The following is a 22,926-nucleotide window of genomic DNA, read 5'->3' as shown; positions in this document are numbered from 1 at the left end:
GTCTCCGGCCGCGTGGACAAGGAGACGCTGGAGACCGCCGATGCTCTGAAGGCGAGCGGATTCGCCGATCTCGATGCCATTCTGGCGGCCGTGCTGAACTCCGGTCGGATCAGGGATCGCCGCCATCGCATCGAAGCGCACCGGCAGAAGGCCGCCGCGGCGGACTCCGCCGTGGACTCCGCGGACCAGATGCTGGAGAAACGGCGGGCGGATCTGGGCCCCGAGGACGAGGCCGTCGTGACCGACCTCGTCGCAGCGCGCAAGGCGACGCAGGACGCCGTTAAGCAGGACGCCGTGGCGCAGGACGCCATGCATGGCGCGGAATCCGATGGCGGTTCGGTCTTTGACGACGACGCTCTCGCCTCCCTCGACCTCACGACGCTCGCCGACCAGGTGTCCGATGCGCAGGCGAGGCGCGACCTGGCCCTGCGTGCCGTGGAGACCGCCGAGAATCTCGAACAGCAGCGCAGGGAGTGCGGCATCCGGGCAACGGCGGCGGCGTCGGCCTTCAGCGACGCGATGGCCTCGTTCCTGCCCATCCGGGACATGGCCCTGCTCGCCTGCGGGAGCACGCCCAACGCCGAGGGCCAGCGCATCACCCTGGTCACCTATGCCGTCACCGAACGCTTCCGCGACGTGCTCGACAGGACCAACGACCTGCTGCGCGACATCCACGACGGCGTGTACGAGCTGCGACTCGGCGACCACGAGGGCCGTGCCGGCGGGCGGACGGGCCTGCCCATCGAGGTGTACGACCGCCGTAGCGACACGACCTGCGAACCGTCCACGCTGTCCGGAGGGGAGACCTTCTTCGTCTCGCTGGCGCTGGCCCTGGCGCTTGCCGACGTCATCCGGGCCGAGGCGGGGGGTGCGGCGATGGACACGCTGTTCGTCGACGAGGGCTTCGGAACGCTGTCGCAGGACTATCTCGACGAGGTCATGGAGGTGCTGCGAGGCATCGCGAGGACCCGCGACGTCGGCATCATCTCGCATGTCGGACAGCTTCGCGAGCAGATTGGTCCTCGCATCTCCGTCAGTCGCGTCCGGGAGGACGCCGAAAGCCGGCTCGAGGTGATGCTGTAGAGAGGTGACGCCCCTGTGGGAGAGATGGTGGCGCTGTCGTAAGATGCGGCGGTGCGGTAGGGGCCCGATGAAGCCGTAAGTGGGCTTCACTCACAGGGGTAGCGCAGTCCCCATTCGCCGCGGATACGGTCCATCAGCTCCATCATGCGCAGGGTGTCCGCATGGGGCATCTCGGGGCATTCGGTCGCATGAGCGCGCAGAGCCGTCGCGGTGGCGGCGACCTCGTACTCGTATCCGGTCAGCTGGGCGGGAATCTCGTGCGTGTCCACAAGCTGATGAGATCCGTCGAAGACCTCGACCGATTCGACGTTGTTGATGTTGCGGCAGAGGATATAGCCGTCCGTGCCGCGGATCGATCCGATCCGATCCGTCACCGAGGTCATCGAGCTGGTGGCCACGGCCATGGTCCCGTCCTCGTACCACAGGGTCATGGAGTTCTGCGCGTCCACACCGGTGCGGTATGCGGACATCGTCGTGTCGATCCGGGCCGCCGGACGCCCTTCCATCACCATGTCGATGAAGTTCAGCGGGTAGACGCCCACATCCAGCAGAGCGCCGCCTGCGAGCCGGGGATCGGTCAGCCGCGCCTTGCCCGTCGTGGGATATCCCAGATTGGCCTCGATGGACTGGATCTCGCCGATCGCGCCCGACGAGATGACGTCATCGATGATGCGCCGCGACGGCATGAAGCGTGTCCAGATCGCCTCCACGCAGGTCATGCCGGTCTCCCGTGACACGGCGATCACGTTCCGGGCCTGATCGGCGTTGACGGTGAAGGCCTTCTCCACCAGAACGCCCTTTCCCGCCCTCATGCACATGATGGACTGCTCCGAATGGAGGCTGTGGGGCGTGGCGATGTAGACCAGATCGACGCGGGGATCCGCCAGAAGCTCGTCATAGGAGCCGTAGGAGACGGGGATGGAGTGCCGGTCTGCGAACTCGCGCGCGCGGCCGCCGTCGCGCGAGGCGACGGCGTACAGAGACACGAGGTCCGAATAGCGCGGATCGGCCATCATCGTCCTAATGGTCGCGGCCATCGAATGGGCTATGCGGCCGGCCCCCAGAATGGCGATGGCGACGGGTCCGTCGGTCATGGTGTCTGATGAGGTGTTTGCCATAGCGCTGTCTGCCATAGTGATCTCCAACCATTGAGTGTGATATGCCATGCATGTCCAGTCTAAAGGCATGTCATGGATGAGGATATGGGCTTGGCATGGCGCATGGCATAAAGATATGAGCGTGGCATAGAAAAAATGTATATGGTCTCGGGGAGTCGTCGCGAGGGACGTTCCTAGCATGACCATGAGCGGACGGGAGAGATGATGGCTGAGGATGAATCGGCACGAGGGCGATGCGCTTGCGCTTCGGAGGGCAACGGAGGACGGAGGGTCTCCTCGCTGATCGCGGCTCGGGTCGGCCATATTCCGTCGAACCCCTTCGCCGCCGCGGACGCCCGCGTGGCCGCCGCGGTCGCCGGAGGCCTCGATGTCATCGATCTGAGCAAAGGCAATCCCGACGGTGAGCCTCCGAGGTTCATGGTCGAGGCTGCGATCGAGGCCACGCACGACCCCGTCAATTTCCGGTATCCGGCCTTCGACGGCAAGCCTGCGTTCCTTGATGCCGTGGCGGGCTGGTACGGACGTGAACACGGCGTCCATCTGGACCCGGCGACCCAGGTCCTCGCCGTCAGCGGGGCGTCGGTCGGCATCAGCGTGACCATCGAGGCCCTGATCGACGAGGGGGACCTCGTCGTTCTGGTCGGACCCTACTATCCGCAGTACGAGGGGTCGACGGCTGTCGCGGGAGGACGCATCCACGTCGTGCCCACGGACGCGGACCATGACTTCCTTCCCGACCTTGATGCGGTGCCCGACGAGATATGGGACGAGGCGAAGCTGCTGATCCTCAACTATCCCAACAATCCCACGGGCGCGGCGGCGACAAGGGAACTGTTCGCCACGGCGGTGCGCATCGCCCATCGCCATCATCTCGTCGTCGCCAACGACTTCGCCTACGCCGGCATCGGATTCGACGAGACGCCGCCTCTGAGCTTGTTGGGCGTCCCGGGAAGCGAGGACGTGGCGATCGAACTGTGCTCCCTGTCGAAGATGTACATGATTGCCGGATGGCGTGGTGGGTTCGTCGTAGGTGAGCCCACGGTCATGAAGGCCATCAAGGCCGTCCACCGTCAGACAAGTCTTCTGGTCACCACCATGGTCCAGGATGCCGGCGCCGCTGGCCTGAACAGCGACCAGTCGACCGTGCGCGTGCTGGCCCAGCGGTACCGGCATCGCTACGAGACGCTCCGGGACGGCCTGTCGGCGGCGGGACTTCATCTGGAAACCGCTCGCGGAGGTCTGTTCGCGTGGTTGAGGGTGCCGGATGGATGGTCGGATGCCGAATTCTCCGATTGGCTGCTGCACAAGGCTCAGGTCGCCGTCATCCCCGGATCGGATTTCGGGCCGACGGGCGCGGGACACGTGAGATTGAGCCTTCTCGTTCCCAGCGCCGTGCTCGCCGAGGCCTCGGAGAGAATCGCCGCCGCGCGTGGCGAAGCCTGGTGACGTGGCGGCCGCGTCGGGAGTGAGTGAAGTCAATTGTCGGATAGTCGAGAGAAAGGTCGGGAGAATATGAGATACGCGGTTATCGGAGCCGGTGGGATGGGCACGCAATTCGGCGTTCTTCTTCAGCAGGAGGCTGGGAGGACCGTGGATTTCGTCGACACGTGGAAGCCCAATGTCGAGAGGATCAGGGAGCAGGGGGGTGTCTACGTCTCCCAGGACGATGAGGACCGTCATCTGGTTCCGATAAATGTTTTCTATCCTGAGGAGTACGCCGGCGATCCCGATGTGTGGATCGTCTTCCTCAAGCAGATGCAGTTGGACGACGTTCTCGCCAGATGCGCCCATCTGTTCAAAGGCCACCAATCCGTCTTTTCCGCGATGAACGGCTACGGGCACTTCGAGAAGATGGCCCGGTATTTCCCAGCCGATCATATATATGGAGGAACGGCGCTCATCGGAGCGGAGGTGAACGGACCGGGGGATGTGAACTTCACGGGCGGGGCGAATGCCAAGGCCATGAATATGTGCGCATACGATCCCCATGTTGGCGTAAGTGACGTGGAACGCGCCATTTTCGACGATTTCACCGCGGCCACGCTGAATCCCACGATCGTCGATGATTTCATGGGGATGTGCATGGCGAAAATCGTGTTCAACTCGGTGCTCAACACCCTGTGCACGATGTATCAGATCCGTTTCGGCGAGTTCATGCGGCATCCGGGCGCGCGGTGGATGACCGAGCAGCTGGTCGACGAGGCCTATACGGCAGCCGAGAAGGCCGGGATCACCCTGCTGGGGACGCGAGAGTCCGAAGTGGATACGATCTGCCATACCGCGGGTGTCGCTCATCCCCTTCACTATCCCTCGATGTATCAGGATCTCACCAAGGGACGTCCCACCGAGGTGGACTACATCAACGGCTACATCGCGCGCATCGGACGCGAGAACGGCTATGAGTGCAGACTGCACGAGTTCGCCACGCAGGAGCTGCATCTTGCGGAGTTCGCCTTCGCGATACATCATCCGGAATTCGCCAGGCGGGCCGCCGCCGACGGTGAGTAGACGGTCGGCAATCGTCAGGCGTTATTCGTGCGGAGGCCGAACGCCCCGCCGTGCCGTCGTCCTATTGCGGTCCTGTCCTGTGGCGGCGCTTCCCTGTCGCGCCGCCACGGTGCTTGAAGATGTCATAACCAATGCCGATACCCCGCGGCGCGTGTGGCCGTTCCAGGTCCCCTAATCTGACGGCAAACGCATGGGAACGGCTTCGGGCGCAGCGCCATCCTGATGATGGCCGAATGGGTCCCGCGGTCTTCCGGCGTTATGAGGAAAGAGCAGAGAGAGCAAGGAGAACAGGATCATGGGCATCACACGGAGAAAAATCGTCAGGATGGTCGCCGCGCTGGCGGCCGCATCCTCGGTCGTCGCGGGGCTTGCGGCCTGCGGGTCGAGCACGGCGTCCGACGACACCCTCAAAGACTCGGGGACCGGCACCACGAAGGTCGTCGTCGGCGTATGCCCCGGCCCGTACGGCGATATGGTCACTGACGTTCTGGCCCCTCTTCTCAAGAAGGATGGTTACGTTCTGAGCACCAAGCTGTTCAACGACTACGTGCAGCCCAACAAGGCGCTCGCCGCGGGAAGCATCCAGGCGAACCTCTTCCAGCACATCAACTACCTCACCAAATTCGCCTCCGACAACAATCTGAAGATCACCTCCCTGGGACAGGTTCCCACGTTGGGGCTGGGTCTGTACTCGAACAAGTACGCCTCACTGTCGAAGATTCCGGACGGAGCCACGGTCTCCATCGCCAGCGATGCCAGCAATCTGGCGAGGTCCCTTGGAGTGCTTGAGCAGAACGGCCTCATCACGCTCAAGGGCAACGTCGATGAGACCAAGGCCACGGTCGACGACATCGCCACCAACCCGAAGAACCTCAAGCTCAAGACGCTCGACGCCGCGCAGCTGGCCCGGTCCCTGGACACCGTCGACGTGAGTCTCGTCCCCGGAAACTTCGCGTGGGCGGCCAATCTCAAGCCGGCCAAGGCTCTGGCGATGGAGAAGCAGTCCGCGGGGGTCATCAACGTGGTCGCGGTGCGCACCTCGGACGTCAACACGGACTTCGCGCGAACCGTGAAGAAACTTCTGGTCAGCCAGAGATTCAAGGATGCCATCGCCGCCAGCAAATTCGCCGACTTCGGCAAACCCACCACGTGGTGAGCCGACGCCGTGTACATGCTGATGTGATCGATGACGGGAAGGGGCGGAGAATGGCGGATGTGATTGAGCTGCGGGATGTGCGTGTCTCGTTCCGTGAACGGGGTGCGGTCGTGGACGCGGTCCGCGGAGTCTCGCTGCGCGTGCGCAGGGGCGAGGTATTCGGCATCGTCGGATTCTCGGGCGCAGGCAAAAGCACGCTGGTGCGTACGATCAACCTCCTGGAGCGTCCGACCTCCGGTCGCGTGCTCATCGACGGCGAGGACGTCACGGACGTTCGCGGGGCAGGACTGCGGGCTCTGCGACGGAAGATCGGATTCGTGTTCCAAGGGTTCAACCTCGTCGGCAACCTCACCGTGGCGCGCAACATCCAGTTCGCCCTCAAGGCGGGAGGTCGGGACCGCAGGGACTGGGACAGGCGAACGCACGACCTGCTGCGGCTCGTCGGGTTGGAGGAGAAGCTCGACAGCTATCCGTCGGGACTGTCCGGAGGGCAGAGGCAGCGAGTCGCCATAGCCCGGGCTCTGGCCAATGATCCCGAGATCCTTCTGTGCGACGAGGCGACCAGCGCCTTGGATCTGGAGACCACCGAGGAGATTCTCGGTCTGCTGCGTAGAATCAACGAGACACTGGGCATCACCATCGTGTTCATCACCCACCAGCTGGATGTCGCCAAGCGCATCTTCGACCATGTCGCGGTCATGGAGCATGGCGTGATCGTCGAGCAGGGGAACACCTTCGACGTGTTCAGCCAGCCGACGCATCCCACGACTCGTGCGCTGGTCAGCAGGTATCTGGGAATCAGCATCCCCCCGCAGCTCGTGCCGTCCCTGCCGAAGGGGACGGTGGTGGAGCTCCGGTACCGCGGCGAGGGTGCGCTGGAGCCGCTTATCAGTCGTGTGGTCCGACGTTTCGACGTTTCGATCAATGTGCTTCACGCCCGCGTCGAGTACTTCGGAGCGCAGGCGATCGGGATCCTCATCGTGGTGGTCGAGGGCGTGGGGGATTCTCTGGCGGGAGCGCTCGAGGAGCTGCGGTCCCAGGTGCTCGAATATCGTGAGCTGGATCGTGGGGAGCTGGCGCGGGCCGGTGATATCGGCGATATCGGCGATGGAGGACGTGTCGGTGCGGTGAGGGCCGACGATGCGCCAGCAGGGGAGGACGAATCATGAGCACCACGGACATCCTTCGGGAGTATCTGCCGAAGGCGCTGATCGACACGGCCTACATGGTCGGCATCTCCACGTTGATCGGCGTCGTCGCGGGGACGGGATTGGGCCTTGTCCTCTATCTGACGGGCAATCGTCTGTTCCGACCGAATCCCGTTCTGAATTCGGTGGTCGGGGTGATCGTCAACGCCATCCGGTCCCTGCCGTTCCTGATTCTCCTCGTCGTGCTCATCCCGGTCGTGCAGATCATGATCGGGGATCCCTACACGCCGACCGGTGGTGCGATCGCGCTGTCGGTGTCGGCCATACCGTTCTTCGCGAGAATCTCCGAAAGCGCGTTCTCCGAGGTCGATCAGGATCTCGTCGAGGCCTGTCTGTCCACGGGGGCAGGAACATGGCAGGTTCTTACGGGCGCGGTGTTCGTGCAGGCGCGTCCCTCGTTCGTCCGTGGCGTCGTCCTCACCATCATCTCCCTCATCGGCTCGTCCGCGATGGTCGGAACGATCGGAGCCGGCGGCATCGGCGATATGGCCATCCAGTTCGGCTACAACCGCTACGAGACCGGGGTGCTCATCGCCATCGTGGTGGTGCTTATCGTCATCGTGCAGATCATCCAGTGGCTGGGGGACTGGGCGGCCCGCCGCCTGACCCATTGATGCGCGGGCCTGCGTATCCCGTGGCGTAGCGGCGGTCGAGGCCATGGGCCACGTGCCATGGATCATGGTGGGTCATATGCCCTCATGCGACGTGATGATGCGTGGTGCACCGACGTGTGGCGTCTAGGCGTGTGGAGCGTCTAGACGTGAGACGTTGTGGAGTGCCGGGAAGCGACAGTCCAAGACCCGAGCAGGACTCCGCCAGGCAGTGCGCGATGAGCGCGATGTCGCGTGGTTGGGGAGGACGGCGGAAGCTCAGCCGCAGTGCTCCCCGTGCGTCGTCCCGTGAGATTCCCATTGCGAGCAGCGTCGGCGGTATATCGTGGTGGCCGACCGCGCAGGCGGTTCCCGATGAGCATTCGATGCCGTGCATGTCCAGATCGACCAGCAGCGACTCCGCCTCGATGCCGGGAATCACGAAGGACGCGTGCCCGGGAAGGCGATGGAGCGGATCCCCGGTGAGACGCGCACCGGGGACGGATGCCAGAACGGCGTCGATCAGCGAATCGCGGGCGATGACGAGGGCTGGATTGATGCTTCGCATCTCCGTCGCGGCGTCGTCCAGAGCGACCGCCAAGGCCACGCATCCGGCGACGTTCTCCGTTCCCGGTCGCAGACCGTTCTCCTGACCGCCGCCCGAGAGCACCGGCTCCGCGGGGAGACCGCGTCGCACCAGCCATGCGCCGGTGGAGCGCGGGGCGCCGAACTTGTGGCCCGAGAGGCTCAGGGAATCGGCCTCCACCGCGTGGAAGTCCACGGGAACCGTTCCTGCCGCCTGCACCGCGTCGATATGGACGGGGATATGCGCCGCGTGGCAGATCGCCGCCGCCTCCGCCACGGGCTCGATCGTTCCGACCTCGGAGTTCGCCCACGGTAGACAGGCGAGGCATGCTCCGGACGCTGACATCTCGCGGAGTGCCGTCAGATCGATGTGAGCCTGGGAATCGACGGGTATCGTGAGCACCTCGAAGCCGAACCATCGGGACAGCCACCGTGCCGACTCCCTCACGGCCGGATGGTCGCATGCGCTGATGAGAATGCGCCGCGGCCGTTGCGGATTCGAATCCCCCGTCGTCGCCGCGGCCATCGCGATGCCCTTGATCGCGAGATTGTCCGATTCGGTGCCGCCCGAGGTGAACACGATCTCGTCGGGGTCGGCGCCGAGACTCGCCGCGATCGAGGAGCGCGCCGCATCCAGGGCCCGTCGTGCCGTCGTACCGTGACTGTGCACGCTTGAGGGATTCCCGAAGGCCTCCGTCATGAACGGCAGCATGGCGTCGATGGCGTCGGCCCGCACGGGCGATCCTGCCGCATGGTCTCCGTACAGCCGTGTCGGGTCATGATTGCGGGAGACCGTCGGTTCCTCCGTCTTCGTTGCTGGCATCGGAGCGATCACCGCCAGTCCAATCCCAGATCGATGGCCTGCACGGAATGCGTCAATGCACCCACCGATATGACGTCGACGCCGCAGGAGGCCACCGCCGCCACGCGGTCGAGCGTCATCGTCCCGGACGCCTCGACCGTCGCCCGACCCGCGACCATATCCACGCCGCGACGGATGTCCTCGATGCCGAAGTTGTCGAACATGACGGTGTCCGCCCCGCCTCTCAGCGCCATCGGCAGTTGGTCCAGTCCGTCGATCTCCACCTCGATGTGCGTGGTGTGGCCGATCTGGGATCGTATGTGCCGCAGCGCCTCCGACAGGTCAAGGCCAGCCTCGCGCATCGCGGCCAGATGGTTGTCCTTGACGAGGACCGCGTCGGACAGGCCGTATCGGTGGTTCCGCCCTCCTCCGCAGCGCACGGCGTACCGGTCGAGGGGGCGCAGCCCGGGCATGGTCTTGCGGGTGTCGGCGATGCATGCATGAGAGCCCGGGGCTCCGTTGACGACGTCGACGAAGCGACGGGTCAGCGTCGCGATTCCGCTCATGCGCTGCAGGAAGTTGAGCGCCACCCGTTCGGCCCGGAGAATCCCCCGCGTGGGCCCCTCGATCGTGGCGATGACGTCATGGGGATGGATGCCGGCTCCGTCTTTTGTGGCCGGCGTCAGCCGGATGGAGGAGTCGGTGAGGAGGAAGGCCTCGTGTGCCACGTCGATTCCGCTGAGGACGCCGTCCTCGCGGGATCGGAGGATCGCCCGCGACCTCATGTCCTCGGGTATCGTCGTCTCGCTGGTGATGTCGCGGGTCGGACAATCCTCGATGAGGGCTCGGCGTATGGTGTCCTCGACCATCAGTGGTGTCATCGTGGAGCTCCTTGCAGAACGTAGGCCCGGGATCGGGCCTGAAGGGGATCGGTGCGGGGGTGGTCGGTCCGGGCATGCGCGCCGCGTGATTCGGTCCGTGCCAGGGCCGCGGTGGCGCAGGCGTACGCGGCCAGCGCGGTGTCTGCCAGCGCGGTGTCGGTCGGTATGGTGGCGGCCAGCCGACGCAGTCCCTCGCGTGCGGACCCCAGACCATCGGCGTCGCGAAGCACGCCGACCCCGGTCCACATCAGATCGCGAAGGGATTCGTCGGGATTCGTGGGTGGCGGCGTCATGCCGCCCATCGCCGTGGATGGGGCCGCATGCGTCGGATCGTCGATCGTCCCCACCTCGATGCCGTCGTTGCCGTGGTCGAGAATGCATCCGTGCGCATCATCGTCGCGCCCGTCATCCCATCCTCGGTTGGCTGGGTCGTCCGCTGCGGCCAGACCCGCGCGATGTCCGAACACCAGTCCCTCCAGTAGAGAGTTCGAGGCGAGGCGGTTGGCTCCATGGACCCCTGTGCGCGCGCATTCTCCGGCCGCGTACAATCCGGGAACGCTGGTGCGGGCGTGCGTGTCGGTGCGCAGTCCTCCCATCCAGTAATGGGCGGCTGGCGTGATGGGAACGGGGTCGTCGCTCCACTCGATGCCATGCGCGCGAAGATACCCGTCGATGGTGGGGAAGCGGTCGGCCAGGAAATCGGCCAGCGCGTGCTTGTTATGGCCCAGCCCCTGTTGTGCGGCGATTCCCGAGGTGTCAAGGAAGACGGGGCGTCCGTTCTGCGCCATGATGCGGCGGTAGTTTTCTCTGGCGACCACATCGCGTGGCGCCAGTTCGGCGCGTGGGTCGACCGAAGGCATGTACCTGTTCCCCCTCTCGTCCACCAGATGGGCGCCCTCGCCGCGCACCGCCTCGGAGATGAGGAAATGCTCACCCAGTGCGAGCGCAGTCGGGTGGAACTGGTAGAACTCGAGATCCATCACCTGCGCGCCCGCGCGAAGTCCAATTCCCACGCCCGATCCGGTCGCGAGGACGGGGTTCGTGGTGAAGGGGAACATGCGTCCGGCGCCTCCTGTGGCAAGAACCACCCGTCTGCCCGGAATGATCCGTGTTCTCCCGCTGGGGACGTCGGTTACGCGGACCCCTTCGACCGCGCCGTCCTTCACGATGACGTCCCTTACGGCCGTGTCCTCCAGGATGGTGATACGCGGATGGTCGCGTATCATGCGGCAGATGTCCAGTTCGACGATTCGTCCGGTGGCGTCCCCTCCGGCGTGCAGCACTCGCGGACGGCTGTGGGCGGCCTCAAGTCCGCGGCGGGGCTTGCCGGATTGGTCCTTGTCGAAGTGGACGCCGCGGTCCAGCAGCTCCCGGATGCGCTCGGCCCCCTCGTGCGTGAGAATGTCCACAGCCGTCGGGTCACATAGCCCGTCTCCGGCGGCGATGGTGTCGTGGGTATGCAGGTCGGGTGAATCGTCGGGGAATATGGCGGCCGCTATGCCGCCTTGGGCGTGGAGCGTGTTCGATTCCTCGAGACCGGCTGTTGTGAGAATCAGGACATCCGAGGGTGGGATTCCGCGAGCATCGTCTCCGTGGACGGCCGCGAGAGCCGCGCTCAGACCGGCGATTCCCGATCCGACGACGATGATGGGCGCAGAGTCTGCCATGCCACCCTTCGCGTGTGGGGTTGTCATGGGTGAACCTCCAACATCCTGGTGAGCGCGATTTTCGCGTCGTGGGCGATGTCTGGATCCACGGTGATGCGGTTGACCACCTTCCCCGCGACCAGACCGTCCAGCGCCCAGGCCAGATAGGCGGGGTGGATTCGGTACATCGTCGAGCAGGGGCAGACCACCGGGTCAAGGCAGAACACCGTTTTGTCGGGATGTTCGGCGGCTAGCCGGTTCACCAGGTTGATTTCCGTTCCCACCGCGATCGCCGATCCCGCGGGGGCGCGGTCGATCTCATGAACGATGTATGCGGTGGATCCCACTCCGTCCGCGGCGTTCACCACATCCATCGAGCACTCGGGATGGACGACCACGCGCACATCCGGATACGCGCGCCGCGCCCTTTCGATCTGCCCGACGGTGAATCGTTGATGCACCGAGCAGAAACCCTTCCAGAGGATGATGGACGCCGTCGAGTAGGAAGCCGCGTCCGAACCTCCGTCGGGACGCATCGGATTCCACATGGCCATGCGCTCGAGGGGGATTCCCATGGCGAGAGCGGTGTTGCGACCCAGATGCTGATCAGGCAGGAAGAGGACGCGCCGTCCCCGCTTGTACGACCACTCCAGCACGGAACGCGCGTTCGAGCTGGTGCAGACGATGCCGCCGTGGCGTCCGCAGAAGGCTTTGATGGCGGCCGAGGAGTTCATGTACGTCACGGGGGTGATCTGCTGGCGGCCGTCCTCGTCGCGTCCTGTCCCGCAGATGTCGGTAAGCCGGTTCCAGCATCGTTCGACCTGCTCGATGTTTGCCATGTCGGCCATCGAGCAGCCGGCGGCCATGTTGGGGAGGGTCACGGTCTGGCTGGGCGTTGAGAGGATGTCGGCGGTTTCGGCCATGAAATGCACTCCGCAGAAGACGATGTGATCCACATCGGGGCGGTCGGCGGCGTTGCGGGCCAGCTGGAACGAGTCGCCGACGAAGTCCGCATGCTCGATGATCTCGTCGCGTTGGTAGAAGTGGCCGAGGATCAGAAGCCGGTCGCCCAGACGGTGCCGGGCTTCGACGATCTCGTTTCGGAGCTCCTGCGCAGATGCGCTGGTGTATCGCTCGGGGATGGGGGCCTGTGCTGGCGCCATGCGGATTCTCCCATCCTGCGCGGAAGCTCCCGGACCGTACTGCGAAGCCGCGGATGGGGTGCTCCACGGGTCTGATGTGAGGTTCGCGTCGCAGGTTCGTGTGGCGCCCAGGCGCTCGATTATCGCGTTGATTGATGGCATGTTTTCTCCTTCGGGGGTGCTGTGACGCGGTTTTATGGGGTTTGTCGTGTGACGTCGTTGCGGGCGGTCGGCGGCGGACCGTCGTGTGCTCAGCGTGTGGCCATTGTGTGGTGATTGTGCGGATGGACGTGTTTGCGTGTGATTACGTCGTCATGCATGTTGTTTTCCGTGACGTGACGGTGACGCTCCGGGAGCCGCGTAACGGTAGAGCGATGCGGGTCGGTGTCGTCCTTGGGCCAGAACCTCGCCGGTGGGTTCGATCATGCCGGCGGCGAGTATGCTTCTGCGGAAGTTCGGGGGATTGAGGGATCGGTCGAGAACGGCCTCATGCACGTGGCGCAGTTGGCTGAGCGTGAAGCGTTCTCCGACCAGACGCGTGGCGATGTCGCTGGTGCCGATTCTCTCGCGCGCGCGTTCCATCGCATAATCGATGATGCGGTCATGGTCGAACGCGAGCCGTGGAAGGTCGTTGATGGGGAACCACCGCACATTCGGGGCCTCGTGAACGTGTGATGCCTCCTCCTGTCCGATGAGGGCCCAGTAGGCGATGGACACCATCGGCAGGGCGCTTGACGACCGTCCGGGGTCCCCGAACGCGTACAGCTGCTCGAGATAGCGTGGATCGAAACCCGTGGTTGATCTGAGCGCGTCGCAGGCCGCGTCCTCAAGGGACATACCCTGACGCAGAGGTGATCCGGGCAGGGCCCAGAGGCCCAGAAACGGCTCGCGGACGCGTCTGACCAGAGGAATGCGCAGCGTGGGCCGAGCTCCGCTCTTGTTCTTTCCTTTTCCCTGTCCCTCGTTCGTTTCCCCAACAACCCCCACCCCGCTTGTGTCGGGGGAGTCCAGGGCGAGGATCACGACGGATATGCCAATGTCGGGCGGTTCCATGGCGCGTTCGGAGACATTCGCCGAGATTCTCATCGTCCCTCCCTCGTCTCGTTTGTGTGTGCTGGTGTGCGCGCCGGCCGCTGGTTGTTGCCTGCTGCGCTGGCTGCGTGTTTCCGGATGTCTGCATGCCCGCTACGAAGGATGATATGACTTATTGTCTTCATGACATTAAGTGGGTGTGCCATCCGCGCAGTGACGGGATTTACGATGTTCCGCTCCGACCATAACCACGGTCGTCCCAAGCTGAGTGAGATGTGATGGCACGGAGGGGCGGCATGGACGAGTGGACGGGCGTGCGGCGGCTCTTCAGGGCGCCGCGTCATAATGGGGGCGTGCGATCACAGGAAGTCCGTGGCAGAAGTTCCACCGTGGAGAGGTATGAACGTGGCACCCGCAGCTACACGATGTCGCGGATCAGGGGGAAGGACACCTCCATTGAGGTGATGGTCAGAAGATACCTGTTCTCTCGCGGTCTGCGGTTTCGGAAGAACGACCGTCGGTATGCCGGACACCCTGATGTGGTTCTGCCCCGGTGGAGGACGATGGTGTTCGTGAACGGGTGTTTTTGGCATATGCATGAGGGATGTTCCAAATGCCGTATTCCGAAGTCCAACGTGGAGTTCTGGACGGCGAAGCTCATGTGCAACCGTGACCGTGACGCCGTGCAGCATCGTGAGCTGGAGGAGGCTGGGTGGCATGTGCTCGTCGTCTGGGAGTGCGAGCTGTCGCGCGACCGTAGGGAAAGGCGGCTTGAGTCGCTGTATGAGCAGATTGTGGGAGGCTCCGAGGAAGAATGATGGAAGTGGAAGGATGGTGGTAGTGGTCTGACGGTGAACGCCGCCCACGGTGAGGTGGACGGCGTTCGCGTCAACGGGAGAGCGGACTAGCGGGCCGGCTCTGTCGCGGTTGCCTCCGCGACGGATTTCCTGCCGTTCTCCGCATCCGCGGGAATGCCGTATTTGTCGTCATGGCGACGCCACCAGGCCGACAGAACCGATCCGGAGATGTTGTGCCACACGCTGAAGAACGTGGACGGGATGGCGGCAATCGGTGTTGTGGCGAACGAGGTGAGCGCCAGTGTCGCTCCCAAACCGGAATCCTGCATGCCCACCTCGAAGGTGATGGCCTTCTGCTGGGCGTAACGGAAACCTTTCGGATACAGCTTGTACATCAGCTTCGAGAATCCATACCCCAGGCCGTATCCGGACAGATTGTGCAGGATCACGACGGGGATGGCGAGCAGTGTTTCCGGGCTGAAAAGCTTGGCGTTGTTGACCGCGACAACCACGCCGATGATGAGCAGGATGGCCACCTGCGACACGATCGGCAGAGCCACGGTGATTGTGGCGATTTTCTCCTTGAAGATCATGTGGCATGCCACGCCGAGAACGATGGGGATGAGCACGACCTTCAATGTCGTGATGAACAGCGACTGCCAGGGGATGTCCACGTACTGCGCGGCGAGAAGCTGCATGAGCAGCGGAATCATGAATGGGGCGAGCAGTGTGGAGAGGATGCCGATGGACACATCAAGCGCGACGTCACCCCGCGACAGGAAGCTCATGACGTTCGACGAGGTTCCCGACGGGCAGCATCCGACGAGGATCACTCCCACGGCGAGGGGCCCGTCCAGTTGGAAGATCCAGCAGAGAAGGACGGCGATCAACGGCATGATCACGTAATGCGCGACCGTGCCGACGACGACCATCAGGGGCTGTTTGATGATTCGGGCGAAATCGTCCAGGGACAGCGTCAGTCCCATGCCGAACAGGACGATGCTGAGCATGTATCCCGTGTAGCTTTTGCCCCAGAGGCTCAGGCTAGGGACGAAATAGTTGACCGCCGCCCAGGCGATGACGATGAGCGTGAACCACTTGGTGAGCCAGTCTGCCACACCTTTGACCTTCTGCATTGGATGAATCCCCTTTTCCGGCTTAGGCGGCGCATGGTCTGGTGGTCCGAGTGGACCATCCCCGCCGTTTGCCTTGCGGGGATTCATCGTAGGGGTGTGGCGGCTGGCGAGGGGATGCCGTGTTCGGACAGTGGACATCGCAAGGGCGTTGGTGGAGGGGTGCTGGGCGCCGTGGAGCTGGAGCTCAGTCTTCGGGTTCGGTGGCGTTCGTAGGGGTCGCATTATGTGGGCGGCGCCCGTTCGTGCGGCTGGGGTCCACGTTTGTGGGAAGGCGGCCCGCCCTGCGCAGCGCATCGCGGATGATGAACTCCATCTGTCCGTTCACGCTGCGCAGATCGTCATTGGCCCATTGCTCGACAGCGCTCCACAGTGCGGGATCCACTCTGAGTGGATACTGTTTTTTTGATGTCATAAGGGCCTCATGTTCCGTCAGCTGTAGAGCGTGCCGGCGTTGATGACCGGCTGGGCGTCGCTGTCGCCGCACAGAACGACCATGAGATTCGACACCATGGACGCCTTGCGCTCCTCGTCCAGATCGAGGATCCCGTCGCGGTCGAGCTCCTTAAGTGCCATGTCGACCATCGATACCGCTCCCTGGACGATTTTGGTCCTCGCCGCGATGATGGCCTCGGCCTGCTGGCGCCGCAGCATCACCTGCGCGATCTCGGGGGCGTAGGCGAGGTGGGTCAGACGCGCGTCGTCGATGGTGATGCCCGCGGGCGCCAGACGCACGGACAGCTCGGCCTTCAGCGCCTCGGAGACCTCGGTGATGTTCGAGCGCAGGGTGATCTGTCCCGCGGCTTCGGCCTCCGTCTCACTGTTGTGGTCGTAGGCGTAGAGGCTGGCGACGTGGCGCAGCGCGGTTTCGGACTGAGTGCTGACGTACTCCTCGTAGTGGTCCACGTCGAACACGGCCTTCGCGGTGTCGACCACATGCCATACCACCACGATGGCGATTTCGATGGGGTTGCCGTTTTTGTCGTTGACCTTGAGCTTGGGGCCGTTGAGCGTGCGCGCTCTGAGGGACACCTTGGATCTCACCGCCGTCGTTGCGGTGGAGTCGTCGCTTTTGTCGTCGTTAAACGCCTTCTTGAGGGTGGTGGCCGGATCCTCCTCACCGTGCGACAGGGTTCCGGAGTAGAAGGGATTCGCCCAATAGAATCCGGTGGATTTGATCGTTCCGCGGTATTCGCCGAACAGCACCAGCACGCGGGCCTCATTGGGCTGCAGTGTGAAGAATCCGGTGGAGGGGATGATCATCGCGACTGCGGCGACGATGCCGACGATCATGACACCCAGACCGATTTTGACCTGAAGGCTTCCGGAGGCGCCGTTGGCCATGGCGAGCACTCCAGCCACGATGATGACGATGGACAATGCCCATCCGATGAGTACGGGGAGTAAGGCGGTCCAGCCGTTATGGGCGGTTCCGGGTTTCTCAGCGGTCGGTTTGGTCTGGATTGGCGCGCTCGGTATGGTCGGTGCCGTTGATGATGCCATGATGTGTCCTTTGTCCTTGTCTTGTTCTTGATGGTGCTTCTGTGGCGGTTTCTGTTCTCTGGCGTCCGTGATGGATCTCTCGGACGGTGACATCGTTATGATATCACTTTGATGTCATTGCGGCGAGTGTCGGCGGGGCGGGCGCGCCGTGACGTGCGACTACCGTGGATGGCATGCATGATCGCAATGGTGTTGATGGCGGAAGTGATGGAGATGGTCGGATCGCAGGCGGCGGCAAACTCGACAGCGGCGGCAAACTCGTCGATGGCCACTCGGACTCCCGACGCAGAAGCCGGTCTGCCGGCTCCGAGGACGGTCGCAGGGAGTGTGGTCGTTCGGGAGGTGCCGATTCTCCGGGCTCCGCGCATCGGCGGACTCCGCGCAAGCTGATCCTCGACCTCGATACAGGAATCGACGATGCGCTCGCCATCGCATACGCTCTCGCCAGCCCGGAGGTCGACCTCATCGCCGTCACCGGGACATACGGCAACGTGACGGTTGAACGCGGTTTGAGGAACTCGCTCGCCGTCCTTGATCTTCTGGGCGCAGATGACGTTCCCGTGTACGCGGGCATCGATCATCCTTTGGGTTCCGACTCCTTCGAGCCCTCCGCGGGATCGCGGGCCATCCACGGCGATGACGGTCTGGGGGGAGCGTCGATTCCCGAATCGTCTCGCCGGCCCGAAACGCAGTCGGCTCAGGATGCGATTCTGAATGCCGCCGCGACCTACGGACGCGACCTGCTAGTGGTTCCTACGGGCGCGCTGACGACGGTTGCCCATGTGTGCTGTCGCTGCCCCGAGGTCATGTCCGGCGTGGGATCCATCACGTTCATGGGAGGCGCGCTGACCGTACCCGGCAACGTCAATCCGTGTGTCGAGGCCAACATCTCGCAGGACCCGCAATCGGCCGACAACCTGTTCCACTGCGCAGTGCCCACCACAATGGTCGGCTTGGATGTCACGCATCGGACCGTTCTCACGCGCGATGCCACGCGCGCGTGGAGATCATTGGGAACTCGGGCGGGGAGATTCTTCGCGGACATGGTCGACTATTACATCGGGGCGTATGAGCGCAGTCAGCCCTATCTCGGCGGATGTGGTCTCCACGATCCGCTGGCCGTCGCGGCCGCCATCGATCCGACGCTTATCTCGACCATTGGTCTCAACCTTCAGGTGGATCTTGAGGGGCCCTTCCGCGGGAGGACCATAGCGGATCCCGAACTCCTGCGTGAGGAAACCACGTCGACTCGGGTCGCAGTGGGTGTGGACGGCGGTCGATTCGTCTCGACCTTTGTGGGTCGGGTGGGGCGGTTGCTCGGAGAACGCTGTTGAGCTGTTGAGCTGTTGTGCTGCTGCGCGGTGTAGTCGTGTGGTCCCGAGCTCTCTGTATGGTGCCGACCGCGATCATGGCCACTCATTGGGCGGATTTCTCGGTCGTTGGGCGCCCCTGTTGAGTAGACTCACTTTTCCTCTCTCCAAGAATGGCCAGAAGACGCCATTTTCGTGGCTTCGGATATCGGGGCTCTCCAAGATGCCCGCCCAACGAACGAGAAACCCGCCCAATGAACGCAAGGGGACGGGTGAGGTGCGGGCGATTCGCCCTGTCGAATGACGAAATTCGCCCAATGAACGCGGAAGTGGGCTGAAATCCCTCCGGCTGCTTCTCTTCCTGTCTTCCTGACTGCTTTCTTCTTCTTCTTCTCCTCCTCCTTTCCTTCCCTTCTCCCCTTCGCTTCCTTCTCTCCCTTCACCACCCTTCCCCTTCTCGCTTCCTTCTTTTCCCCTTCTTTCGCCACCTTCCTTCTCTTTTCAATGAACATAAACGTTATGCGAAATGTGTTTAAAAAGACAATTCACGGAAGAAACTCAACATAAAATGCAAATATGCATGTAATGCCGAGCTATCATGGCATTTTCCATGTTGGCATATATCCTGATGTTGAGTCTGGTTCTGGGGTCTGTCTGTTGCATGGTCGGTATTTGCGGCAATCCGCTGTGGAGGTCAATGATGTCCGATATTCAAGGCTCCCGCGACGACGACAATGCGACACCCAGGACGTGGAGGCGCGGGGGAAGGAGAACAGTTGAGCGAGAATCGTGAGGATGTGCCGGATTCACCCCGTCGCCAATGGGGTGCCGAACGCAGCGCGACTCCGCTATCCATCATGCACGAGCGTCCCTCGGCATCGAACATAGCGGTGAACTATGCGGCGATCGTGGTCACGGTCGTTTCTTGGGCCATCTATATGGTCTCCACCGTTTTGTCCCAGCTGGTCGATAATGCGCATCCCACCTTCCGCACGACGGTCGAAACCGTTCTATACATCACCATCGTCACTCTGCTGAGTCTGAGCGCGTTGATCTACCTTCTCACCCGTAAGGGCGCGCTGATGAGGTTCCGCACCCATCGCAGGGTTCCCCGCGCGCTTCTTGACGAGCATTTCGATGACAGGCAGGACGACGAATCCATCACCGTGCTCATCCCCTCCTATGTCGAGGAGCCGAAGGTGGTCGAGAAGACGATATGGTCGGCCGCATTGCAGGAGTTCCCGGATATCACCATCGCGTTGCTGATTGATGACCCTCCGTTCCCCTCGTCCTCCGAAAACCGTGAGATATTGCGATGCGGCAGGGAGGTGGTGGCTCATGTGGTGGAGGAGCTCAATCCGATGGCCGAGAGATTCTCGCAGTCGCGCTCGCGCGCGCGGGAGGAGCTGTTACAGGAATGGCGGCCGCTGATGTCAGGTGTTGTCGCGCTCGCGCGCGCGGGAGGAGCTGCGCGGAAGCTCGTTCGCTAGGGCCGCGGCCGTCTCGCATCTAGCCGACGATTATCGCGCCGCCGCCCGATGGTTGGAGAACAAGGCTGGATCCTGGAGGATCGACGACCATACCGATGTTTTCTTCTGCGATCAGGTGCTTCGTGATCTGGCGCGTGATCTGCGGCAGACCGAGGACGCGTTGAACGATTCCATCGTCTCGCAGCAACGAATCGAATCGTCGAGAATCATCCAGCTGAGCAACCGCCTCGTGTGGATATTCTCGGCGAAAGGGCTGACGTTCGAACGCAAGCAGTACATTTCCACCCCGTCGGACAGCAACAAGGCGATGAATCTCAATTCGTTCATAGCGCTGATGGGACATCGTCTCAAGAAGGTTCCGACGGCGGAGGGGGTTGCGCTTCGCGATGCGAGCGAGGACGAGGCTCCTGATCTGGTGATCCGCGACACCCCATATCTGCTCACATTGGATGCGGATTCGATGCTTCTTCGCGACTATTGCTTGCGACTGGTCTATCTTCTTGAGCAGCCGGGTAACGAGAGGGTTGCCGTCACGCAGACGCCGTACTCGTCGTATCGTGGGGCGCCGTCAAGGATTGAAAGGCTGGCGGCCGCGACGACCGACATCCAGCATGTCCTCCATCAGGGGCTGACGTACTATGACGCGACGTTCTGGGTGGGCGCCAACGCGGTGATCCGCAAGAAGGCGCTCGAGGACATCGTCCAGGTCAGTGCCCAGGACGACAAAATCGTCAAAACCTATATTCAGGACCGAACGGTGATCGAGGACACCGAGTCGAGCGTCGACTTGGGCATGCAGGGGTGGCATCTGGTCAACTATCCCGAGCGCCTGAGCTACAGCGCCACGCCGCCGGATTTCGGATCGTTGGTCGTGCAGCGGCGGTGCTGGGCGAACGGTGGGCTTCTGATAGTGGGCAAGTTCCTTCGACAGGTGCGACTGCGTCGCAATTCGTCGCATCCCGTGCGCCTTGCCGAGTTTCTGTTGCGGGTCAATTACATGATGTCGATCGCGTGGTCGAGCGTCGGCCTGATATTCCTGCTTTTCTACCCGTTCGACAGTCGGCTTCTGAGCTTGTGGGTGATAGCCGCGGCCGTCCCGTATTTCGCGTTGATGGCGGACGATCTCAAACGCAACGGCTATCACCGCAGCGATATCCTGCGCATCTACGGGTTCAACATCGTGCTGTTGACTGTGAATCTGGCCGGCACTGTCAAATCCGTCCAACAGGGGATCACCAATGCGAAGATTCCTTTCGCGAGGACTCCGAAGGTCGAGGACCGCACGGCATCGCCGGCGTTGTATGTCATCATGCCCTGGTTGATCGTCGTGTTCTCGGGTCTTGTGCTGTATTCCGACATTCTCTCGCACAACTGGTGGAATGCCGCTTTCGCCGGTTTCAATGGAATCGTCACCACATGGGCGATCGTCTCGCTGGTGGGTGTGCGCAATTCCCTGCGTGACGCGATCGTCGGGCTTATCGGGTGGCTCTATGTTCCGGATCGTCCTCGTGCCGTCGCAGATGTGCGCGGTGGCTCGAGGCCTGGCGATGGCCGGAGGGGGACCGACAGCTATGGGTGGAGGGAGCGCTTGTATTACGGTGATCGCGACCTGATCTTCCGGTCAAGGCTGACGGGAGGACGCTCATGAGCAAGAGGTATCCGGGCCGTCATCTGTCGATTCCCAGGGTCGTCGTCGCGGTGCTTGTCGCGCTGTCGCTGTGTGTGGCCGGAACGTACTGGATCCAGCGCAGCCGATATGCGTCGAAGTCCCTTCCGGCGCCGTGGTTCGCCGGATACGTCGATGTGACGGCGACGCCGTCGTACACCTTCGAGTCCGATGTGGGAAGTCAGTACATGAATGTCGTGCTGGGCTTCGTGGTCGCGGGGAAGGATGGGTGTTCGCCCAGCTGGGGTGGATACTACACACCGTCGCAGGCCGCGTCCCAGCTTGACCTTGATAGTCGGGTGGCGCAGGTCGAAAGCTCCGATCGGACGGTGACGATCAGCTTCGGAGGGCAGAAGGGGTCCGAGCTTGCGCAGGAATGTTCCAGTTCCGGGTCCTTGTACCGGCAGTACGCGAGCGTGATCAATCGATACCATGTCAATTCCGTCGACTTCGACATCGAGGGGTCGGCGTTGGGGAATTCATCGGCCAACAAACGCAGGGCCGAGGCGGTTGCCCGTCTTGTCTCCGAGCGGAAGGCGGATGGCGGGTCTCTGACCGTGTCCCTGACGGTGCCCGTGGGACGTGATGGGATAACGTCCGACACGCTATCCGTCATCGACCTGTTCCTCGACGCGGGTGTGCGGATAGACAATCTTAATCTCATGACGATGGATTACGGTGTCGCGTCCTCTCAGACCGCCCAGTCCGACATCATCATCGATTCGCTGAAGGCTGTGCACGCGCAGTATCGACGCATCCTGTACTCTCATGGGCTTTTCTATGACTCGGATCAGGTGTGGAAGCTTATGGGGGCGACCGTCCTTAATGGGCAGAACGACACCTCCAACGAGTTCCTCACACTCGATGACGCGCAGAAGGTCAACACCTTCGCGCTGTCGACATCGTTGGGACGCCTATCCATGTGGTCGCTTAACAGGGACTACCAGTGCGGAAGCAACGTCGACACGGATGCTGACGTGGTCTCCTTCTGCAGTGGTGTCAAGCAGACCGACGGGGAGTACGCGCAGGTTCTGGCCCAGGGGCTTACGGGGATACCGGGGACTTTGGTCGACTACTCCGCGGCTTGGAAGGATACGGATTCCACTGTCTCCTACTCGAAATGGGACACCTCCCGGCGGTATGTGAAAGGGGACAAGGTCGTGAGCGACGGGAACATCTACGAGGCGACATCGCCCAACGTCGGTGTGTCTCCATCCTCGGACCAAACCGACGATGAGGAATCGCCGTGGAGATTGATCGGGCCTGCCGTATGAGT

At 62.9% G+C, this 22,926-nt stretch carries 21 protein-coding genes; 11 read left to right on the top strand and 10 right to left on the bottom strand.

Annotation, left to right across the window (positions count from 1 at the left end; all coding sequences use genetic code 11):
* Window positions 1-1,083 (top strand): SbcC/MukB-like Walker B domain-containing protein (locus tag Q1X90_RS05995; protein WP_300768032.1); only part of this gene is annotated, 1,083 nt, incomplete at its 5' end.
* A gap of 86 nt (window positions 1,084-1,169) precedes the next feature.
* Here Q1X90_RS05995 and Q1X90_RS05990 read toward each other — a convergent pair.
* Entirely contained in the window at window positions 1,170-2,216 is a 1,047-nt protein-coding gene (locus tag Q1X90_RS05990) for a Gfo/Idh/MocA family oxidoreductase (protein WP_300768030.1), read from the bottom strand.
* A gap of 186 nt (window positions 2,217-2,402) precedes the next feature.
* Between Q1X90_RS05990 and Q1X90_RS05985 the strand changes: the two genes are divergently transcribed.
* From Q1X90_RS05985 to Q1X90_RS05965, 5 genes are all read left to right on the top strand, one after another.
* The gene (locus tag Q1X90_RS05985; protein WP_300768028.1) at window positions 2,403-3,647 is read left to right on the top strand and encodes an aminotransferase class I/II-fold pyridoxal phosphate-dependent enzyme; all 1,245 of its coding nucleotides are present in this window, start codon (window positions 2,403-2,405) and stop codon (window positions 3,645-3,647) included.
* A gap of 66 nt (window positions 3,648-3,713) precedes the next feature.
* The gene (locus Q1X90_RS05980) at window positions 3,714-4,709 is read left to right on the top strand and encodes a ketopantoate reductase family protein (RefSeq protein ID WP_300768026.1); all 996 of its coding nucleotides are present in this window, start codon (window positions 3,714-3,716) and stop codon (window positions 4,707-4,709) included.
* Window positions 4,710-5,004: 295 nt separating this feature from the next.
* Entirely contained in the window at window positions 5,005-5,865 is an 861-nt protein-coding gene (locus Q1X90_RS05975) for a MetQ/NlpA family ABC transporter substrate-binding protein (RefSeq protein WP_300768024.1), read from the top strand.
* 50 nt (window positions 5,866-5,915) lie between these two features.
* Entirely contained in the window at window positions 5,916-7,034 is a 1,119-nt protein-coding gene (locus Q1X90_RS05970; protein ID WP_300768022.1) for an ATP-binding cassette domain-containing protein, read from the top strand.
* A complete protein-coding gene (locus Q1X90_RS05965; RefSeq protein WP_300768036.1) occupies window positions 7,028-7,687 on the top strand; it encodes a methionine ABC transporter permease in 660 nt (219 codons plus the stop codon). The genes Q1X90_RS05970 and Q1X90_RS05965 overlap by 7 nt, the downstream gene beginning before the upstream one ends.
* Window positions 7,688-7,769: 82 nt before the next feature.
* Here the strand turns inward: Q1X90_RS05965 and Q1X90_RS05960 are convergent, their stop codons facing one another.
* The 5 genes from Q1X90_RS05960 to Q1X90_RS05940 form a co-directional block, all read right to left on the bottom strand.
* Window positions 7,770-9,071, bottom strand: a complete 1,302-nt coding sequence (locus tag Q1X90_RS05960) for a cysteine desulfurase family protein (protein ID WP_300768020.1) — start codon at window positions 9,069-9,071, stop codon at window positions 7,770-7,772.
* Between the two features lie 8 nt (window positions 9,072-9,079).
* Window positions 9,080-9,931 (bottom strand): carboxylating nicotinate-nucleotide diphosphorylase, encoded by an 852-nt coding sequence (gene nadC / locus Q1X90_RS05955; RefSeq protein ID WP_300768018.1) that lies wholly within the window; start codon window positions 9,929-9,931, stop codon window positions 9,080-9,082.
* Window positions 9,928-11,598, bottom strand: coding sequence for an FAD-binding protein (locus tag Q1X90_RS05950; protein ID WP_300768016.1), 1,671 nt, complete (start codon window positions 11,596-11,598; stop codon window positions 9,928-9,930). Before Q1X90_RS05950 ends, nadC begins: the two co-directional genes overlap by 4 nt.
* Window positions 11,599-11,621: 23 nt before the next feature.
* Complete coding sequence (nadA, locus tag Q1X90_RS05945) at window positions 11,622-12,881, bottom strand: quinolinate synthase NadA (RefSeq protein WP_300768013.1); 1,260 nt, start codon at window positions 12,879-12,881, stop codon at window positions 11,622-11,624.
* 150 nt (window positions 12,882-13,031) lie between these two features.
* On the bottom strand, window positions 13,032-13,805 hold the full coding sequence (locus Q1X90_RS05940) for an NUDIX domain-containing protein (protein ID WP_300768010.1): 774 nt from the start codon (window positions 13,803-13,805) through the stop codon (window positions 13,032-13,034).
* A gap of 335 nt (window positions 13,806-14,140) precedes the next feature.
* On the opposite strand from Q1X90_RS05940, the gene Q1X90_RS05935 reads away from it, so the two are divergent.
* Window positions 14,141-14,569, top strand: a complete 429-nt coding sequence (locus Q1X90_RS05935) for a very short patch repair endonuclease (protein WP_300768034.1) — start codon at window positions 14,141-14,143, stop codon at window positions 14,567-14,569.
* 86 nt (window positions 14,570-14,655) lie between these two features.
* Here the strand turns inward: Q1X90_RS05935 and Q1X90_RS05930 are convergent, their stop codons facing one another.
* The 3 genes from Q1X90_RS05930 to Q1X90_RS05920 all read right to left on the bottom strand — a co-directional run bounded on the left by Q1X90_RS05930 (window position 14,656) and on the right by Q1X90_RS05920 (window position 17,184).
* On the bottom strand, window positions 14,656-15,684 hold the full coding sequence (locus tag Q1X90_RS05930) for a bile acid:sodium symporter family protein (protein WP_300768007.1): 1,029 nt from the start codon (window positions 15,682-15,684) through the stop codon (window positions 14,656-14,658).
* Window positions 15,685-15,868: 184 nt separating this feature from the next.
* The gene (locus Q1X90_RS05925) at window positions 15,869-16,096 is read right to left on the bottom strand and encodes a hypothetical protein (RefSeq protein ID WP_300768004.1); all 228 of its coding nucleotides are present in this window, start codon (window positions 16,094-16,096) and stop codon (window positions 15,869-15,871) included.
* A 17-nt stretch (window positions 16,097-16,113) separates the two neighbouring features.
* A complete protein-coding gene (locus tag Q1X90_RS05920; protein WP_300768001.1) occupies window positions 16,114-17,184 on the bottom strand; it encodes an SPFH domain-containing protein in 1,071 nt (356 codons plus the stop codon).
* A gap of 173 nt (window positions 17,185-17,357) precedes the next feature.
* On the opposite strand from Q1X90_RS05920, the gene Q1X90_RS05915 reads away from it, so the two are divergent.
* Window positions 17,358-18,518, top strand: a complete 1,161-nt coding sequence (locus Q1X90_RS05915; RefSeq protein ID WP_300767998.1) for a nucleoside hydrolase — start codon at window positions 17,358-17,360, stop codon at window positions 18,516-18,518.
* A gap of 128 nt (window positions 18,519-18,646) precedes the next feature.
* Here the strand turns inward: Q1X90_RS05915 and Q1X90_RS05910 are convergent, their stop codons facing one another.
* The gene (locus Q1X90_RS05910) at window positions 18,647-19,006 is read right to left on the bottom strand and encodes a hypothetical protein (RefSeq protein WP_300767995.1); all 360 of its coding nucleotides are present in this window, start codon (window positions 19,004-19,006) and stop codon (window positions 18,647-18,649) included.
* 264 nt (window positions 19,007-19,270) lie between these two features.
* Between Q1X90_RS05910 and Q1X90_RS05905 the strand changes: the two genes are divergently transcribed.
* Genes Q1X90_RS05905 through Q1X90_RS05895 form a run of 3 tightly spaced genes read left to right on the top strand, consistent with a single transcriptional unit; the run spans window position 19,271 to window position 22,924 of the window.
* Window positions 19,271-19,984, top strand: coding sequence for a glycosyltransferase family 2 protein (locus Q1X90_RS05905; RefSeq protein ID WP_300767992.1), 714 nt, complete (start codon window positions 19,271-19,273; stop codon window positions 19,982-19,984).
* Entirely contained in the window at window positions 19,935-21,632 is a 1,698-nt protein-coding gene (locus Q1X90_RS05900; protein WP_300767990.1) for a glycosyltransferase family 2 protein, read from the top strand. Before Q1X90_RS05905 ends, Q1X90_RS05900 begins: the two co-directional genes overlap by 50 nt.
* Window positions 21,629-22,924, top strand: coding sequence for a chitinase (locus Q1X90_RS05895; RefSeq protein WP_300767987.1), 1,296 nt, complete (start codon window positions 21,629-21,631; stop codon window positions 22,922-22,924). Before Q1X90_RS05900 ends, Q1X90_RS05895 begins: the two co-directional genes overlap by 4 nt.
* Window positions 22,925-22,926: the final 2 nt, after the last annotated feature.

The organism is uncultured Bifidobacterium sp. (assembly GCF_949292005.1).
Lineage (GTDB): Bacteria > Actinomycetota > Actinomycetes > Actinomycetales > Bifidobacteriaceae > Bifidobacterium.
This window is presented reverse-complemented; position numbering and strand designations above follow the sequence as displayed.

What these genes read in the sequence shown, in the direction of transcription:
- Q1X90_RS05990 (WP_300768030.1), bottom strand. Translation starts at nt 2,216, where the DNA reads ATGGCAGACAGCGCTATGGCAAACACCTCATCAGACACCATGACCGAC.
- Q1X90_RS05985 (WP_300768028.1), top strand. Translation starts at nt 2,403, where the DNA reads ATGATGGCTGAGGATGAATCGGCACGAGGGCGATGCGCTTGCGCTTCG.
- Q1X90_RS05980 (WP_300768026.1), top strand. Translation starts at nt 3,714, where the DNA reads ATGAGATACGCGGTTATCGGAGCCGGTGGGATGGGCACGCAATTCGGC.
- Q1X90_RS05975 (WP_300768024.1), top strand. Translation starts at nt 5,005, where the DNA reads ATGGGCATCACACGGAGAAAAATCGTCAGGATGGTCGCCGCGCTGGCG.
- Q1X90_RS05970 (WP_300768022.1), top strand. Translation starts at nt 5,916, where the DNA reads ATGGCGGATGTGATTGAGCTGCGGGATGTGCGTGTCTCGTTCCGTGAA.
- Q1X90_RS05960 (WP_300768020.1), bottom strand. Translation starts at nt 9,071, where the DNA reads ATGCCAGCAACGAAGACGGAGGAACCGACGGTCTCCCGCAATCATGAC.
- nadC (WP_300768018.1), bottom strand. Translation starts at nt 9,931, where the DNA reads ATGACACCACTGATGGTCGAGGACACCATACGCCGAGCCCTCATCGAG.
- Q1X90_RS05950 (WP_300768016.1), bottom strand. Translation starts at nt 11,598, where the DNA reads ATGGCAGACTCTGCGCCCATCATCGTCGTCGGATCGGGAATCGCCGGT.
- nadA (WP_300768013.1), bottom strand. Translation starts at nt 12,881, where the DNA reads ATGCCATCAATCAACGCGATAATCGAGCGCCTGGGCGCCACACGAACC.
- Q1X90_RS05940 (WP_300768010.1), bottom strand. Translation starts at nt 13,805, where the DNA reads ATGAGAATCTCGGCGAATGTCTCCGAACGCGCCATGGAACCGCCCGAC.
- Q1X90_RS05930 (WP_300768007.1), bottom strand. Translation starts at nt 15,684, where the DNA reads ATGCAGAAGGTCAAAGGTGTGGCAGACTGGCTCACCAAGTGGTTCACG.
- Q1X90_RS05925 (WP_300768004.1), bottom strand. Translation starts at nt 16,096, where the DNA reads ATGACATCAAAAAAACAGTATCCACTCAGAGTGGATCCCGCACTGTGG.
- Q1X90_RS05920 (WP_300768001.1), bottom strand. Translation starts at nt 17,184, where the DNA reads ATGGCATCATCAACGGCACCGACCATACCGAGCGCGCCAATCCAGACC.
- Q1X90_RS05915 (WP_300767998.1), top strand. Translation starts at nt 17,358, where the DNA reads ATGCATGATCGCAATGGTGTTGATGGCGGAAGTGATGGAGATGGTCGG.
- Q1X90_RS05910 (WP_300767995.1), bottom strand. Translation starts at nt 19,006, where the DNA reads ATGTTCATTGAAAAGAGAAGGAAGGTGGCGAAAGAAGGGGAAAAGAAG.
- Q1X90_RS05895 (WP_300767987.1), top strand. Translation starts at nt 21,629, where the DNA reads ATGAGCAAGAGGTATCCGGGCCGTCATCTGTCGATTCCCAGGGTCGTC.